Source organism: Actinomadura rudentiformis, from assembly GCF_008923185.1.
Taxonomy (GTDB): domain Bacteria; phylum Actinomycetota; class Actinomycetes; order Streptosporangiales; family Streptosporangiaceae; genus Spirillospora; species Spirillospora rudentiformis.
In genome coordinates, this window is sequence record NZ_WBMT01000001.1 from 746,590 (window position 1) to 761,826 (window position 15,237).

General features: G+C 72.5%; 13 protein-coding genes. 10 read left to right on the plus strand and 3 right to left on the minus strand.

What is annotated here, in order from left to right:
- Nucleotides 1–10: 10 nt before the first annotated feature.
- From F8566_RS03540 to F8566_RS03555, 4 genes are all read left to right on the plus strand, one after another.
- Entirely contained in the window at nt 11–898 is an 888-nt protein-coding gene (locus F8566_RS03540) for a glycosyltransferase family 2 protein (protein WP_151557804.1), read from the plus strand.
- Between the two features lie 41 nt (nt 899–939).
- Complete coding sequence (locus tag F8566_RS03545; protein ID WP_151557806.1) at nt 940–1,767, plus strand: glycosyltransferase family 2 protein; 828 nt, start codon at nt 940–942, stop codon at nt 1,765–1,767.
- A gap of 82 nt (nt 1,768–1,849) precedes the next feature.
- A complete protein-coding gene (locus F8566_RS03550; protein WP_151557808.1) occupies nt 1,850–2,455 on the plus strand; it encodes a flavodoxin family protein in 606 nt (201 codons plus the stop codon).
- Between the two features lie 41 nt (nt 2,456–2,496).
- Entirely contained in the window at nt 2,497–3,678 is a 1,182-nt protein-coding gene (locus F8566_RS03555; protein ID WP_151557810.1) for a zinc-dependent alcohol dehydrogenase, read from the plus strand.
- A 66-nt stretch (nt 3,679–3,744) separates the two neighbouring features.
- On the opposite strand, the gene F8566_RS03560 is transcribed toward F8566_RS03555, so the two are convergent.
- Both F8566_RS03560 and F8566_RS03565 read right to left on the minus strand, forming a co-directional pair.
- A complete protein-coding gene (locus tag F8566_RS03560) occupies nt 3,745–4,554 on the minus strand; it encodes an SAM-dependent methyltransferase (protein ID WP_151558010.1) in 810 nt (269 codons plus the stop codon).
- A 5-nt stretch (nt 4,555–4,559) separates the two neighbouring features.
- A complete protein-coding gene (locus F8566_RS03565; protein WP_151557812.1) occupies nt 4,560–5,804 on the minus strand; it encodes a cytochrome P450 in 1,245 nt (414 codons plus the stop codon).
- Nucleotides 5,805–6,052: 248 nt separating this feature from the next.
- Between F8566_RS03565 and F8566_RS03570 the strand changes: the two genes are divergently transcribed.
- Nucleotides 6,053–9,301, plus strand: a complete 3,249-nt coding sequence (locus F8566_RS03570) for a HEAT repeat domain-containing protein (RefSeq protein ID WP_151557814.1) — start codon at nt 6,053–6,055, stop codon at nt 9,299–9,301.
- A 34-nt stretch (nt 9,302–9,335) separates the two neighbouring features.
- Here the strand turns inward: F8566_RS03570 and F8566_RS03575 are convergent, their stop codons facing one another.
- Nucleotides 9,336–9,755, minus strand: coding sequence for a hypothetical protein (locus tag F8566_RS03575; RefSeq protein ID WP_192809490.1), 420 nt, complete (start codon nt 9,753–9,755; stop codon nt 9,336–9,338).
- Nucleotides 9,756–9,933: 178 nt separating this feature from the next.
- On the opposite strand from F8566_RS03575, the gene paaZ reads away from it, so the two are divergent.
- The 5 genes from paaZ to F8566_RS03600 form a co-directional block, all read left to right on the plus strand.
- Nucleotides 9,934–11,967: a phenylacetic acid degradation bifunctional protein PaaZ gene (gene paaZ, locus F8566_RS03580; RefSeq protein WP_151557816.1), complete on the plus strand. Its 2,034-nt coding sequence runs from the start codon at nt 9,934–9,936 to the stop codon at nt 11,965–11,967.
- A 60-nt stretch (nt 11,968–12,027) separates the two neighbouring features.
- Nucleotides 12,028–12,639: a helix-turn-helix domain-containing protein gene (locus F8566_RS03585; RefSeq protein WP_151557818.1), complete on the plus strand. Its 612-nt coding sequence runs from the start codon at nt 12,028–12,030 to the stop codon at nt 12,637–12,639.
- Nucleotides 12,640–12,727: 88 nt separating this feature from the next.
- Complete coding sequence (locus F8566_RS03590; protein WP_151557820.1) at nt 12,728–13,894, plus strand: NAD(P)/FAD-dependent oxidoreductase; 1,167 nt, start codon at nt 12,728–12,730, stop codon at nt 13,892–13,894.
- Complete coding sequence (locus tag F8566_RS03595; protein WP_151557822.1) at nt 13,891–14,208, plus strand: (2Fe-2S)-binding protein; 318 nt, start codon at nt 13,891–13,893, stop codon at nt 14,206–14,208. Before F8566_RS03590 ends, F8566_RS03595 begins: the two co-directional genes overlap by 4 nt.
- Nucleotides 14,205–15,237: NAD(P)/FAD-dependent oxidoreductase (locus tag F8566_RS03600; protein ID WP_151557824.1), on the plus strand; the 1,033-nt coding region annotated here is incomplete at its 3' end. The genes F8566_RS03595 and F8566_RS03600, both read left to right, overlap by 4 nt.

The following is a 15,237-nucleotide window of genomic DNA, read 5'->3' on the forward strand; positions in this document are numbered from 1 at the left end:
AGGGCGGTTCATGCGTGTCACCGTCGTCCTCATCACCCGCGACCGGCGCCACAGCCTGCTCGCCACTCTGGCGAAACTGCGCGACCTGCCCGAACGCCCGCCGGTGATCGTCGTCGACAACGCCTCGCGGGACGGCTCTCCCGACGCCGTCGCCGCCGCCTTCCCCGAGTATGTGCTGCTGCGGTCGAAGACCAACCTCGGCGCGGTCGCGCGCAATGTCGCCGTCGACCATGTGCGGACCCCGTACGTGGCGTTCTGCGACGACGACACCTGGTGGGAGCCCGGTGCCCTGACCCGCGCGGCGGAACTGCTCGACGCCCACCCCCGGGTGGCCGTCATCACCGGCCGGATCCTCGTGGAGCCCGGTGGCCGGGAGGACCCGATCGTCGCCGAGCTGCGCGGCTCGCCGCTGCCCCGTCCGGCGGGACTGCCGGGGCCGGTGCTGGGCTCGTTCCTGGCGGGCGCCTCGATGGTCCGCGCTGACGCCTTCCGCGCGGCCGGGGGATTCTCGCCCCGGCTGTGGCTCGGCGGCGAGGAGGAACTGCTCAGCGCCGACCTGCTGACGCGGGGCTGGCATCTCTGCTACGCCGAGGACGTCCTCGTGCATCACCAGCCCTCGCGCCTCCGCGACCCCCATTTGCGCCGCCGCCACGGCATCCGCAACACGCTCTGGACCACCTGGCTCCGCCGGCCGCCCGCCACCGCGCTGCTCCGCACCGGGCGCCTGCTCGGCGCGCTTCCGCGTGACCGGGTCACCGGCGCCGCGCTCGTCGAGGCGGCCGCCGGGATCCCATGGGTGCTGCGGGAACGGCGGGCCTTGCCGCGGCACGTCGAGGAGTGGCTGCGCACGCTGGACGAACCGCAGCGGCGCTCCCGCGCGCGGCAGTACGTCAGCTGACTTTGAGAGACGCCCTGGGGACGTTCCGGTGAGGGGGAGGAATGGCCGACGTGACGATCGTCGTGGCCACGAAGGACCGCGAGGAGGAGTTGCGCCGCAGCCTGCGCCACCACACGGTGCCCGTCATCGTCGTGGACAACGCGTCGAGCGACGGCACCGCGCAGGTGGCGGTGGACGCGGGCGCGCGCCTCGTGCGCCTGGGCAGCAATCTCGGCGCCGCCGCGCGCAACATCGGGGTCGAGCAGGCCACCACCCGGTACGTGGCGTTCGCCGACGACGACTCCTGGTGGGCGCCCGGCGCGCTGGACCACGCGACGAAGATCCTGGACGCCCATCCGCGCACCGCGCTGCTCGCGGCCCGCGTCCTGGTCGGCGAGGAGGGACGGCTGGATCCCGTGTCCGGCGGCATGGCGCGCTCACCCCTCGGCCGTCCCATGGGCCTGCCGGGCCAGGCCGTCCTCGGTTATCTCGCCTGCTCGATCATCGTCCGCCGCGACGCCTTCCTCGGCGTCGGCGGCTTCTCCGAGCTGCTGCACTTCGGCGGCGAGGAGGAACTGCTCGCGCTCGACCTCGCCACCGCGGGCTGGGGCCAGGCGTACCTGCCCGAACTCGTCGTCCATCACCACCCCGCCACGCAGGGCCGTGACCACCGCTGGCGCCGCCGCCGGGAGGCACGGAACCGCCTGCTGACCGCTTGGCTGCGCCGTCCGCTGCCCGCGCTCGCCCAGGCGGCCGCCGGCTCGCTGCGCACCCCGGAGGGCCGGCGTGGAATGGCCGACGCCGTCCGCGCCCTGCCGTCCGTGCTCGGCGCCCGCCGTCCGGTGCCGCGCGCGGTGGCCGAGGCCCGCGCGAGCCTGGACGGTTACTGAGCCCCGCGTTTGCGGGGCGTCGCCCGGGTAGGGGAAGCCGCAAGCGCCCATCGACAGCACCCTTCGACGCAGAGGAGTCCCCGTGCGGGCCGTCGTCATCAACTGCACGCTGAAGCGCTCGCCCGAGCAGTCCAACACCGAGGCACTGGCCGCCGTGGTGATCGAGGAGCTGCGGGAACGCAAGGTCGAGGTCGAGACCATCCGTGCCGTCGATCTCGACATCCCGCCGGGAGTGCAGACCGATCTCGGGCCCGGAGATCCCTGGCCGGAGGTGCATCGCAAGATCCTCGACGCCGAGATCTTCGTGATGGCGTCGCCGACCTGGGCGGGGCAGCCGTCCTCGATCGCCCAGCGGGTGATCGAACGGATGGACGCCATGTTGTCGGAGACCGACGACGACGGCCGTCCCGTCCTCTACAACCGGGTGGCGGGCGTGGTCGTCACCGGCAACGAGGACGGCGCCCACCATGTCATCAACAATCTCAGCGGCGCGCTCAACGAATTCGGCTACACGATCCCCGGACAGGCCTGGACCTACTGGAACAGGGGCCCGGGACCCGGTCCGAGCTTTCTGGAAAGCGACGAGGGCCGCGACTGGTCGATCACGACCGGGCGGGCCATGGCGTCCAACCTGGTCGCCGTCGCCACCGCGCTGGCCGAGCGGCCCGTTCCGGCGCCGCCGTCGTAAGCCGTCGTCGTGAGCCGCCCACGTGAGCGGAGGAGAGACCGATGAAGGCAGTCACCTGGCACGGCAAGCGCGACGTCCGTGTCGACGAGGTCGCGGATCCCGCGATCAAGGAACCCACCGACGCGATCGTGCGGATCACCACGACCGCGATCTGCGGCTCGGACCTGCATCTCTACGAGGTTCTGGGGCCGTTCATCGGCGAGGGGGACGTGCTCGGGCACGAGCCGATCGGGATCGTCGAGGAGGTCGGCGCGGACGTCTCGCACATCAGCGCCGGCGACCGGGTCGTGATCCCGTTCAACATCTCCTGCGGCCACTGCCACATGTGCGACATGAAGTTGTTCGCGCAGTGCGAGACCACGCAGGTACGCGAGCAGGGCACGGGCGCGGCGCTCTTCGGCTACACCAAGCTGTACGGAGAGGTCCCGGGCGGGCAGGCCGAGTTCCTGCGCGTTCCGCAGGCGCAGTTCGGGCCGATCAAGGTGCCGGAGGGGCCGCCGGACGAGCGGTTCCTCTACCTGTCCGACGTGCTGCCGACCGCCTGGCAGGCCTTCGAGTTGGCCGACGTCCCCGAGGGTGGCAGCGTGACGGTGCTCGGGCTGGGCCCGATCGGGCAGATGGCCGCCCGCATCGCGCGTCACCGCGGCCGCCAGGTCGTCGGCGTCGATCTCGTCCCCGAACGCCTGGAGATGGCGCGGCGGCACGGCATCGAGGTCGTCGACGGCGCGCGGACGAGCGATGTGCCCGAGGCGATCCGCGACATGACCGGCGGCCGGGGCACCGACTCGGTCATCGAGGCGGTGGGCATGGAGGCGCACGGCTCGCCGTTCGGCAAGCTCGCCCACACGATCACCGGTTTCATGCCGGACCGCGCCGCCGCCCCGCTGATGTCGCGGATGGGCGTGGACCGGCTCGCGGCGCTGCACGACGCCATCGAGATCGTGCGCCGTGGCGGCACCATCTCCATCGTCGGCGTGTACGGCGGGATGACCGATCCGCTTCCGATGTTGCAGATGTTCGACAAGGGCATCACCCTGCGGATGGGCCAGGCTCACGTCAAGCGGTGGATCGACGACCTGATGCCGCTCCTGACCGGCGACGGCGATCCGCTCGGCGTGGAGGATCTGGCCACCCACAAGCTCCCGCTCGACCGGGCTCCGCACGGATACGAGATCTTCCAGAAGAAGAAGGACGGCGCCATCAAGGTCCTCCTCAACCCGTGACGCGGCGCGCCCGCTGTTACTGAGGTGGCTCTGTCATGAGGTGGCTCTGTCACTGAGGCAACTCTGTCACCGGGGTAGGCGGCCGACGCCTGCGAACAGGAACGACGCCTCCGGGTGCCGGACGAAGGGGACCGTGCCGTCGGGATGCCACTCGGGGGCGTAGACGAGGCCGGGTTCGTCGAGCTCGAAGCCCTCGAAGAACGAGAGGATCTCCGCACGCGTCCGCAGCGCGATCGAGGCGGTGGAGCGGTCGTAGACGTTCTTGGCGGTGCTCGCCGCCTCCGCGCGGTTGCCCTCGCTGGTGACATGGCTGAGGATCAGCGCGCTGCCCGGCGGCAGCAGGCCCCGGACGCGGCGGACGATCCCCGCGGGGTCCTGGTCGTCGGTCACGAAGTGCAGGACCGCGAGCATCAGGACCGCGACGGGCTCGCCCAGATCGATCAGCGCGCGGAGCGCGGGTTCGGCGAGGACCTGCGCCGGCCGGCGCAGGTCGCCCTCCAGCACCGTGACCCGGGGCGAGTCGGTGAGCAGCGCCCGCCCGTGCGCCACCACGACCGGATCGTTGTCGACGTAGACGACCCGGGCGTCCGGTGTGATCTCCCGCGCGACCTCGTGCACATTGGCCTGGGTGGGCAGGCCCGCGCCGATGTCGACGAACTGCCGGAAGCCCTCGGCCGCGAGGCGCCGTACGGCCCGGCGCAGGAACGCGCGGTTCTCCCGGACCGTGCCGGCCGTCTCGGGCGCCGCCGCGAGGAGCCGTTCCGCGGCGTCGCGGTCGGCGGCGTAGTTGTCCTTGCCGCCGAGCAGGTAGTCGTAGATCCGGGCGACGTTGGGCACCTGCTCGTTGACCCCGTCGATGGACCGCTGGGCGGACATCTCGTTCACCGGTGGCCTCCCTGGACCGGCAGCGTGACCGGACGATGAATGATGGCTTCCGCCGTCCACGGGACGTCGAGGGGATCGACCGCGAGCCGCAGCTCCGGTAGCCCGTTCGCCAGGGCGCGGAAGGCCTCCTGCAACTCCACCCGGGCCAGGTTCGCACCCAGGCAGTAGTGCGGCCCGTGACCGAAGCTCAGATGGCTCTGCTGCGGCGCCTCGCCGGCGCCGAAGCGCGTGATGTCGAACCGCTCCGGCTCGGCGAAGACGGCCGGGTCCAGGTTGGCCGCGGGCAGCATCAGGAAGATCGCCTCACCGGCCTCCACCCGCCCGCCGCTCAGCTCCACGGCCTCGGTCATGCGCCGCAGCACCCCGTAGCCGCCCGGCCCGTCGTACCGCAGGATCTCCTCGACCGCCCGCGGGACCAGCGCCGGGTCCGCCGTCAGCGCCGCCCACTGGTCCGGATGGGTCAGCAGCCGGAAGACGCCGCGTGAGATCAGCGAGGCGGTCGTCTCGTGCCCGGCCAGGATGAGCCCGAAGACCAGGCCGGTCAGCTCGGCCTCGCTCAGCCGGTCGCCGGCGTCGCGGGCCTGGACCAGGACGTCGATCAGGTCGTCGCCCGGGTTCTCCCGGTGCGCCGCGACGAGCTCGCCCGCGTATCCCATGAACTCGATGGCCGCGGTCATCCGGTCGTCGGCCGTGCCGTCCGAGGTGGACAGGAACATGCCCGTCCAGCGCCGGAACCTCGGCTGGTCCTGCGCCGGCACGCCCATCAGCTCGCAGATGACCAGGCTCGGCAGCGGGAAGGCGAAGTCCTCGACCAGGTCGCCGGCGCCGCCGGCCAGCCCGGCCGCCAGCTCACCGGCGATCTCTGCGACCCGGGGCCGCCACGTCTCCACCTGACGCGGCGTGAACGTGCCCGACAGGATCCGGCGCAGCCGGGTGTGCTCGGGCGGGTCCATGTTGAGGATCGCCGTCGGGTCGTCCTCCAGGCTGAGGCCCTTGGAGATCCGCGGCGCGCCCGGATAGCGGAGGTCGCGGCTGGCGGCGGAGTGCGCCATGACCAGCCGGGCGTCCTCGTGCCTGACCACGGCGCGGAGGCGGTCGCCGCTGGGAAGCGTGAGGGGCGCGAACGGCGCCTCGGCGTGCCGTGCCGCGAACGCGGGCGAGGGCGGGCCGAGCGGGCCGGGCGGCAGTTCGGGCCACGGGCAGGCGGAAAGGGCCGGCTCGCTCGCCGGATCCGGGGGCATGGTGCTCCTCTGGCCGATCAGTGGATGCGGGAGGAGCTTATGACGATCTTTAACGAAGTGTCACCGTGTTCGGTTGATGATGTTCGACGGTGACCCGGGTTGCCGGACGGCGAAGGATCGGCCATCATCGTCGGCATGATCTCCAGGAAGGGCGGTCTCCGCCCGGGCCGTTGAGCCCCACGTGGCCGGTCAGGACACCGGCTGACGAACTGCTGGCACGTGTCGAACCTCTCCCTTACCCGCGGCGCATGCGTGAACTCGCGCTCCACGCGCGACGTCACCGGGGGAGCCCGGCGTTCCGCTCCCTTCTCGGGGAGCTCGCCGCACGAGAACACGACGAACGCCGTACCGCCCTGCACATGGCCATGGCGGCGCGCGACCTGACCCACATCGAGTCCGTCCTCGCAGGCCCTGATCTGCGGCTGCGGCGGGCGGCCCTGCGAGCCGTACGAACGCTTCCGGTCTCCGACGACGCGGCGGCGGCGGTCCTCGACGACGCTCCGACCGATCTGCGCCGGGCGTTCTACCGGACGCTCCTGCACGGACGGCGGGAGACCCTCGCCGATCGGCTGCTGCCCGAGGTCCGCGAACGATGGGGCGAGCGTGAGGCCGGCGCGCTGCTTCCGGCCTGTTCGGCGGACGTCGTCGCGGAGATGCTCCCCGACCTGGCGCACGGCGTCACCGCGTGGCGGGCCCTCGGCGCGCGCCATCCGATTGCGTTCCTCGACGCCGCCGACCGTGATCTGCGCCAGGCCGCTTACCCGAACCGGTTGTTGAAGCGCAGCAGGGCCGCCTTGGCTGCGGCCGCGCTGGCCGAGCCGCTGCGCGCGATGTCGCTGATGGAGAAACACGAGCTCGGCAACCGGGCCGTGTCGCTTCCGGCGCAGGTCATCACCGCGCTGTTCGCTGCGGACGCCTCCCGCGCCGGACGGTTGTTGCGCAGCGGTTCCCGGCGCCGCCCGGGCATGTCCGTCGCCAGCGACGCACAGTGGCGCGCGTGCCCGGACGAGGAACTCTTCGCCGCAGCTCCGACGGATGCCCACAGGCTTCCCGGATTTCTCAAGGCGTTGCCGCCGAGCCGCCGCGAGCCGGTGTACGACGCCGTGCTCGAACGCAGGGGCGGTGAGTTCCCAGGACTGCACGCCAGGGAGGTACTGGCATGGCTGCCGCCCGCGCGGGCGGCCGCCGAGGCACGACGGATGCTCGACTGGCACGGCTCGGTCTGGCATTCGGCGCGTTCCCGGCTCGACGACCCGGAGATCCCGCTCAAGCTCACCGCACATCTCCCATACGAGGAGGCCGCCGAGCCGCTCCGGGAGGCGGCGCTGGGCGGCGACCGGCGACGGCGCGGGACGGCGCGGACCCTGCTCGTGGAGTGCGCCGCCCGCACCGGCGATCCAGAGATCCTGCAAGGGCGGGTCGTGGAACTCGTCCACCGCACCGTCAACGATCAGGATCCGCTGCGCGGCGCTCTGCTCACCGCCTTGGCGAAGGTCCGCCCGGCTCTTCTGACCGACGCCTCCGCTCCACAGCTGGAGGCGCTCGCGATCGCCGCGGTCGACTCCCGCGACAGTTCGGAAGAGACGAGACACGCGCTGCGCGCCCTGGCGGCCCGCATCCTGCGGCACCACGAGGCTGAGCGGTCCCCTGCCCTCACGGCGTGGGCCTTCGGCGTGTACGAGAAGCTGTTCGCGCGTCACGGTGCCGGTGCGCTGGTCGACTTCGAGCTGGACCTCGTTCTGCGCCGTGGCCAGGAAACGGAACTCATGGAGAGGCTGCGACCGCATCTTCGCGCGGCACGCGAGCGTCAGGACTTCGAACCCGCAGTGTGGCTGGCGTGGTCTCTCGGCCGCAGGGCGACCGGATTCGTCGAGCTCCAAGACGATCTGCGGAGGGCGGCCCTGGAGGCGCCGGAGCCGCTTGCCCATTCCGCCGCGTGCCTATGGCTGGCGTACGCACCCGACCGCGACGACCGGGTCGCCGGACTCCTCGCCGACGATCCGGCCGTCATTGCCGTCCCGGAAGTCTGGCGCGCGGTCTCCCGGCGCCGGACCGACCTCCTGCTTCCGCTGCTGGACGGTAACGGTGATCGGGTGCCCGAAGTCGGCGCGGGGGAGGCGGGCCGATGGACGCCGGGCCAGCGCGCCCGGGTCCGGGCGGTCCTGAGCGACACGGCCCGCGACGAGACCATGCCGTCCACGGCGAGGACGGCCGCCATCGCATCGCTGGGACGCCTGCCGGGGACCCTTGCCGAGCTGACGGCTCTGGCGGGCCATGCCGACGGCGTTCTGGCGGAGGCGGCCATCGAGGCACTCGCGCACTCGGACGAGCCGGCCAAGGCGTTGCCGGTCCTCCTGGCGCATGCGCGAGGGCTCACGTCCAAGGTGGCCGTGGCGGCGATGGCACGCTGCGGCGAGTCGGTACGGCCGTCCATCCTCGGTCCGCTCATGGCGGAGGCCCTGTCTGGGCCTGACAGCAAGGTGACCGTGCGCAAGCAGGCGGCGCGGCAGCTCGCGCGGCATCGGACAGAGGGCGCCGCCGACGTCCTGCTGCGGGCCTGGCGGGATCCAGGGCTGCATCCGGACGTGCGGGTGGCCGTGGCGGTCGCGCTGCGCTGGATGCCCGAGGATCCGCGGGCCTTGGCGGCGCTCGGCGACGCGGCGGGTCCGTACGCCGGGGAACTGCTGTTGCGCACGCTCTACCAGGCGCAACCCGCAGAGTACGGTCCCGAGCATCGGCCACGGTACGCGGCGCTGGTCCGGAGCCTACTGGGGGCTTCGGAGCTTCCAGGCGTACGGTTCCGTGCCGCGCGGGCGTTCGCCACATGGGCTCGCTGGTACGAGGGCGGCTACGCCGACATCCTCGAAGCCGTCGGTGATCCCGCGGCGCCCGCCGAGAAGACCGAGATGCCGGTCCTGCTCGCGCTGCTCGGCACAGGCGAACTCGGCGAGGAGGTGCTCCCGGTGCTCGACCGCCTGCTGGCCACCGGACTCGACGAGGTCGCCCGCGCCCGGATCGACCGGATCACCTCGTCCCTCACCGGGCACAGGACCCCGAGCCGGAAGGCGCTCGCGCGCCGGGCGGCCGAGCGGCTGGCCGCCGATCCGCTCTACGTGTCACATGCCGCCAGGCTGTACGTATCGCTGCTGCCCGCGCCCACCGGCGCCGGGAACGCTCCGTCTCCGGAAAGGTTCGCCGACGAACTGGCCGGTCTCGCACACCTGCTCCGGGACAGACCCGCCCACGCGGGACGGCTTGCGGGCGGCAGCCTCCTGTCGCGGTTCCGCTGGCGGACCGAGCCGCCCGCTCTCCTGCCGGCAGCGCGTCGGCTGGCGGGCGAGGGCCATCTCGTGGCCGGGCTCTTCGCCGTCACCATCGTCCAACGAGCAGGTCCCGACGCGGACTGGGCGCCCGAATGGCGGGAACTGCTGGAGACCCTGCGCCGCTCCGAGCACCTCGAGGTCCGCCAGGAGGCGTGGGACGTCCACGCCTCCTGAGGCTGAGGCCCGCTCGTCCAACTGCGGGGACCGTTCAGCGGCTTCGGCGCAGTGCCAGGTACTGAACTCCGGCGAAGCCCGCGACGGTCCCCGCCTGGAGGATCGCCCAGGTCGCACCGACCGCGTTCAGCGACAACCATCCTGCGACGACCGTGACGACGCTCAGCACCGTCCACAGGAGGTTGGCCTCGATCACCGCGGTGACGGCGACGCGGTTGGCCCTGGCGGGGACCGAGATCGCCCAGACCGCGGCGGCGTAGGCCAGAAGGAAGGCCCCGAGCGCGTAGGAGTGGGCGGTGCTCAGCCCGAGGAGATCGTCGAGAGGCCCGGCAAGCGCGAGATAGGCCAGGCCGTTGGCACCGGTCACCACCGCGTCCAGGCGCAGGGCCACCTTCATGAGCCTGCGGCCGTCGGCGAAGATCCCGGCATCGGTGACAGAGCGCGTGGTGGTCATCGGAGTTCCCCTTCCGGAGGATCAGTGTCTTTTCGTTCCCGGCGCCCCCGACGCTATGAGGGGGCCGGTAGCGGTGGCGATTACCTCGGAGGTAGCCCCGCTTCCGGGTTCCGAGGCGTGACAGACCGGGAATCGTGGCAGGAAGATGCTGAGACGAACGCGGACGAGGAGGTCCCCGGTGGTTGCGCTGCGCAGTTATGTGTCCGGTTCCTGGCACTCTCCAGCAGACGAGGGAGTGGCGTTGCCGGACGCGGTGACGGGCGAGGAGATCGCCCGGATCTCCTCAGCGGGCGTGGACATGGGCGCCGCCCTGGAGTACGGCCGCAGGACGGGCGGGCCGGCGCTCCGTGAGCTGACCTTCCACCAGCGCGCGGCGCTGCTCAAGGCCCTCGCCTCGCATCTGCGGGAGCACCGGGACGAGTTGTACGAGCTGTCGGCGCGGACCGGCGCCACCCTGGGCGACTCCAAGTTCGACATCGACGGCGGCATCGGCGTGCTGTTCGGCTATTCGAGCAAGGGCCGCCGGGAGCTGCCGAACGACACCTTCCTCGTCGAAGGCGACGTGGAACCGCTGGGCAAGGGCGGCACCTTCGTCGGCCAGCACCTCTGCACCCCCATGCTGGGCGTGGCCGTGCAGATCAACGCGTTCAACTTCCCGGTCTGGGGACCGCTGGAGAAGCTCGCGCCGGCCTTCCTCGCCGGAATGCCGAGCCTGATCAAGCCGGCCAGCCAGACCGCGTACCTGTCGGCGCGCATGATCGAGCTCGTCGTGGAGTCCGGCATCCTGCCCGAGGGGTCGGTGCAGCTCGTCTGCGGCGACGCCCGTGACCTGCTCGACCACCTGACCGAGCAGGATCTGGTGGCGTTCACCGGGTCGGCCTCCACCGCCCAGCGGCTGCGCACCCACCCCACCGTGGTGGGCCGTTCCGTCCGCTTCAACGCCGAGGCGGACTCGCTGAACTGCTCGATCCTCGGCCCGGACGCGACTCCCGGAACGCAGGAGTTCGATCTCTTCGTCAAGCAGCTCGTCACCGAGATGACCGTCAAGGCGGGCCAGAAGTGCACGGCCATCCGCCGCGCCCTGGTGCCCGGGCCGCTGATGGACGACGTCGCGGAGGCCGTGCGGGAACGGCTGGCGAAGGTGACCGTGGGCAACCCGGCCAACCCGGAGGTGCGGATGGGCGCGCTGGCGAGCCTCGACCAGCGCGAGGAGGTACGGCGCTCGCTCAAGGCCCTGCTGGACGCCGGCAGCGCGGCGTTCGGCGACCCGGACCACATCAGCCCGGTGGACGCCGACGCCGAACGCGGCGCGTTCATGTCCCCGATCCTGCTGCGCGCCGACGACCCCGGCCGCTCCGAACCACACGAGGTGGAGGCCTTCGGCCCCGTCAGCACGCTGATCCCGTACGCGGGGGCCGGGCAGGCCGTGGAGCTGGCGGCGCGCGGCCGGGGCAGCCTGGCCGGATCGATAGTCACCGCCGACGCGGAGTTCGCGCGCGAGGTCGTCCTGGGCATCGCACCCTGGCACGGCAGGCTGCTCGTGCTCAACAGCGAGGACGCCAAGGAGTCCACCGGCCATGGTTCGCCCCTGCCCGCCCTGGTCCACGGCGGACCGGGACGCGCCGGCGGCGGCGAGGAGATGGGCGGCATCCGCGGCGTCCTGCACCACATGCAGCGCACCGCCGTGCAGGGCGGACCGGCCATGCTCACCGCCCTGACCGGCCGTTGGGTCCCCGGCACCGACCGGACCGTCACCGAGGAGCACCCCTTCCGCAAGCATCTGGAGGACCTGCGCGTCGGCGACACCGCCGTCGGCGGGCCGCGCACGGTCACGCTGGAGGACATCGAGCACTTCGCCGAGTTCACCGGCGACACCTTCTACGCCCACATGGACGAGGAGTCGGCCAAGGCCAACCCGTTCTTCAACGGCCGGGTCGCCCACGGCTACCTGGTCGTCTCGTTCGCCGCAGGGCTCTTCGTGTCGCCCGACCCCGGCCCCGTGCTCGCCAACTACGGCCTGGAGAACCTCCGCTTCCTCACGCCCGTCTACCCCGGGGACGAGCTGACCGTGACCCTCACCGCCAAGCAGATCACCCCTCGCGCGGGCACCGGATACGGCGAGGTCCGCTGGGACACCGACGTCACCAACCAGGACGGCGCCTCGGTGGCCAAGTACGACGTGCTCACCCTGGTGGCCTCACGATCGGGGTGAAGCGCCTGTCGTTCGTATACTTCGTTCGGTAAAGCGAACGAAGTATGAGGGAGGCGGCTCGTGGGGGCTTCGGAAGAGTCGGTGCGGGACCTGCTGGCCGCCAACCTCAGGCGCGCCCGGATCGAGCGCGGGCTGTCGCTGTCGGAGCTGTCCCGCCGTTCCAAGATCGGAAAGGCGACGCTCTCGCAGCTCGAAGGCGGGTCGGGCAACCCCACGATCGAGACGGTGTTCAGCCTGTCGCGGGCCCTGGAGGTGCCGATCTCCGACCTGCTCGACCAGCCGCGCGGGAACGGGCTCACCGTCGTGCGCTCCGCCGACGTGCAGGTGCTCAGCGGTGCGGGGATCGACCTGCGGCCGCTGCGGGGCATCGAGTCCGGCGACGCCATCGTCGATGTCTATGACCAGCAGGTGCGGGCGGGTTCACGGCAGGACTCGCTCGGCCACGTCGGGACCGAGCACACCGTCGTGCAGGCAGGCCGGCTGGTCGTTCGGGTGGACGATCGCGAGGTGGAGCTCGGGCCGGGCGACTACATCGGCTTCGACGCCCGCCTCCCGCACGGCTACACGGCCCTGGCAGGGCCGGTGCGTTCGGTGCTCCTGTTGCAATACCGCACTGACCAGCGGCTTCATGGCACCCGGACGCAACCGCCCTGCCTGGTCGAAACGCCGTGACGCCGGCCGCAGGCGATCGTTGACAGTCTCCGGGGCGCCGTCCTAGCCTCGGGATCGTTCGCTTTAACGAACGGTATCGGGAGGGTCTGTGACTGGAACGCGGGTCGTGGTGCTGGGCGCCGGGATCATCGGCGCCGCCTGCGCCCGCGAGCTCGCGCGGGCCGGGCACGCGGTGACTGTGCTGGACCGGGGCGGGCCCGCCGCGGCGACCACCTCCCACGGCGAGGGCAACGTGCTCGTCTCGGACAAGGGGCCCGGCCCTGAGCTGGAGCTCGCCCGGCTGTCGCGGCGGCTCTGGCCTGAGATCATCGCCGGGCATCCGGACGCCGGCGCCGTCGAATGGGAGCCCAAGGGCGGCATCGTGGTCGCCACGACCGAGGCCGGCGCGCACGAACTCGATCGTTTCGCCGCGGGCCAGCGCGCGGCGGGCGTCGTGGCCGAACCCATGGACGCCGGCGCGCTCGCCGAGGCCGAGCCCAACGTCACCCGTGACGTCGCGGCCGCCGTCCACTACCCCGAGGACGCGCAGGTCCAGCCCGCCGGAGCGGCGAGCGTCCTGCTGGCTGGCGCCCTGCGCGCCGGAGCCGCGCTGCGCACGGGCTGCGACGTCCTGGCGGGCGTCGTCCGTGGTGGACGCGTCACCGCCGTGCGCACCTCCGCGGGCACCTTCGAGGCCGACGTGTTCGTCAACGCCGCCGGGCCGTGGTCGGGAGAGCTGGCACGCAGGCTCGGCGCGCCCATCGACGTGCGTCCCCGGCGCGGTGAGATCCTCGTGACGGCGCCCATGCCGCCCACGGTCTTCCACAAGGTCTACGACGCCGACTACGTGGGCGCGGTCGGCAGCGGAGCGGAGGAGCTCCAGTCGTCGGCGGTGGTGGAGTCGACCCGTGCCGGGACGATCCTGCTGGGGTCGTCGCGCCGCCGGGTCGGGTTCGACGACCGGATCCGCCCCGAGGTGCTCTCGGTGATCGCGCGCAAGGCGCTGCGGCTCTTCCCGTGCCTGGACGGCGTTCCGGTGATGCGCGCCTACGGTGGGTTCCGCCCGTACGTGGCCGATCATCTCCCGGTCATCGGGCCGGACCCGCGGCTCGCGGGACTCTGGCACGCGACCGGGCACGAGGGCGCCGGGATCGGGCTCTCCGCCGGCACCGCCGCCGTCCTTCGCGACCTGCTGCACGGCCAGAGGCCCGACATCGACGCCGCGCCGTTCCGGGTGGACCGGCCCGCCGTGCTGGGCGAAGGGAAGGACCTGTGAACGCCAGGCTTGTCCGCCGCGAGGACGATGCCGCCGGGCGCCGCCCGGACACGCCGATCGAGATCACCATGGACGGCCTCCCGGTCGCGGGGGTGGCGGGACAGACCATCGCCGGGGTGCTGCTCGCCGGCGGCCGCCGCGCCTGGCGCCAGGGCCCGTCCGGTGCGCCGCGCGGTGTCTTCTGCGGGATCGGCGTCTGCTTCGACTGCCTGGTCACCGTCAACGACGACCGCGACGTGCGCGCCTGCCGCCGCCGCGCCCAGGACGGCGACATCGTGGTCTCGCAGTCGCGGGCCGGAGCGGGGCACGAATGACGGCCCGCCATGTCGCCGTCGTCGGTGCCGGGCCGGCGGGTCTCGCCGCCGCTGCCGCCGCGCTCCGCGCGGGCGCCCGGGTCACGCTGATCGACTCCGCCGAACAGCCCGGCGGCCAGTACCACCGGATGTTGCCGGACGCCTTCGCCGCGGCACGACCCGAGCGCCTGCACCACGGCTGGCGCGGTTTCGACAGGATGCGCCGCCACGTGCTCGGCCACCCGCGCTGCGACTGGTGGCCGGAGAGCTCGGTCTGGTCTCTGGAGCGGCCTGATCCCGGGGGGTCGCGGCCGCCGCGCGTCCATGTGCTGCGCGGTCCGGCCGACGGGTCGGGTCGCGAGCGCCGTGTGCTCGGCGCCGACACGCTCGTGCTCGCCCCGGGTGCGCATGACCGGGTGCTTCCGTTCCCCGGCTGGGATCTGCCGGGAGTGTTCACGGCGGGCGCGGCCCAGGCCCTTGCCAAGGGCGAACGCCTCATCGTCGGTGACCAGGTGGTCGTCGCCGGGTCTGGACCGTTCCTCCTGCCGGTGGCCGCCTCGCTCCTGGAGGCCGGGTCCACCATCCGGGAGGTGCTGGAGGCCAATCCCGCCGCGACGGTGACGCGCGGCTGGGCGCGGCGGCCGTGGGAACTGGCCACCCAGGGTGACAAGGCCGCCGAGCTCGCCGGATACATCGGCCTGCTCGCCCGGCGCCGCGTTCCCTACCGCATGGGCCGCGCCGTCATCGAGGCACGCGGCGAAGGCCGGGTCGAGGAGGCGGTCATCGCGCGGCTCCGCGCCGACTGGTCGGTGATCCCCGGCACCGAGCGGACGGTCCCGGTGGACGCCGTCTGCGTCTCGCACGGCTTCAGCCCGCAGCTCGAGCTGCCGGTCTCCGCAGGCTGCGAGCTACGCGACGCCGCGTTTGTGAGCGTCGATGACAACCAGCTGACCACCAGCCCCGGCGTGTACGCGGCGGGCGAGATCACCGGGATCGGCGGCGCCCCGTCAGCCAGGATCGAAGGGCTGCTGGCCGGGTGGTGCGCCGCCG

Coding starts and splice junctions, on each gene's coding strand:
- F8566_RS03540 (WP_151557804.1), top strand. CDS start 11: ATGCGTGTCACCGTCGTCCTCATCACCCGCGACCGGCGCCACAGCCTG.
- F8566_RS03545 (WP_151557806.1), top strand. CDS start 940: ATGGCCGACGTGACGATCGTCGTGGCCACGAAGGACCGCGAGGAGGAG.
- F8566_RS03555 (WP_151557810.1), top strand. CDS start 2,497: ATGAAGGCAGTCACCTGGCACGGCAAGCGCGACGTCCGTGTCGACGAG.
- F8566_RS03560 (WP_151558010.1), bottom strand. CDS start 4,554: ATGTCCGCCCAGCGGTCCATCGACGGGGTCAACGAGCAGGTGCCCAAC.
- F8566_RS03565 (WP_151557812.1), bottom strand. CDS start 5,804: ATGCCCCCGGATCCGGCGAGCGAGCCGGCCCTTTCCGCCTGCCCGTGG.
- F8566_RS03570 (WP_151557814.1), top strand. CDS start 6,053: ATGCGTGAACTCGCGCTCCACGCGCGACGTCACCGGGGGAGCCCGGCG.
- F8566_RS03575 (WP_192809490.1), bottom strand. CDS start 9,755: ATGACCACCACGCGCTCTGTCACCGATGCCGGGATCTTCGCCGACGGC.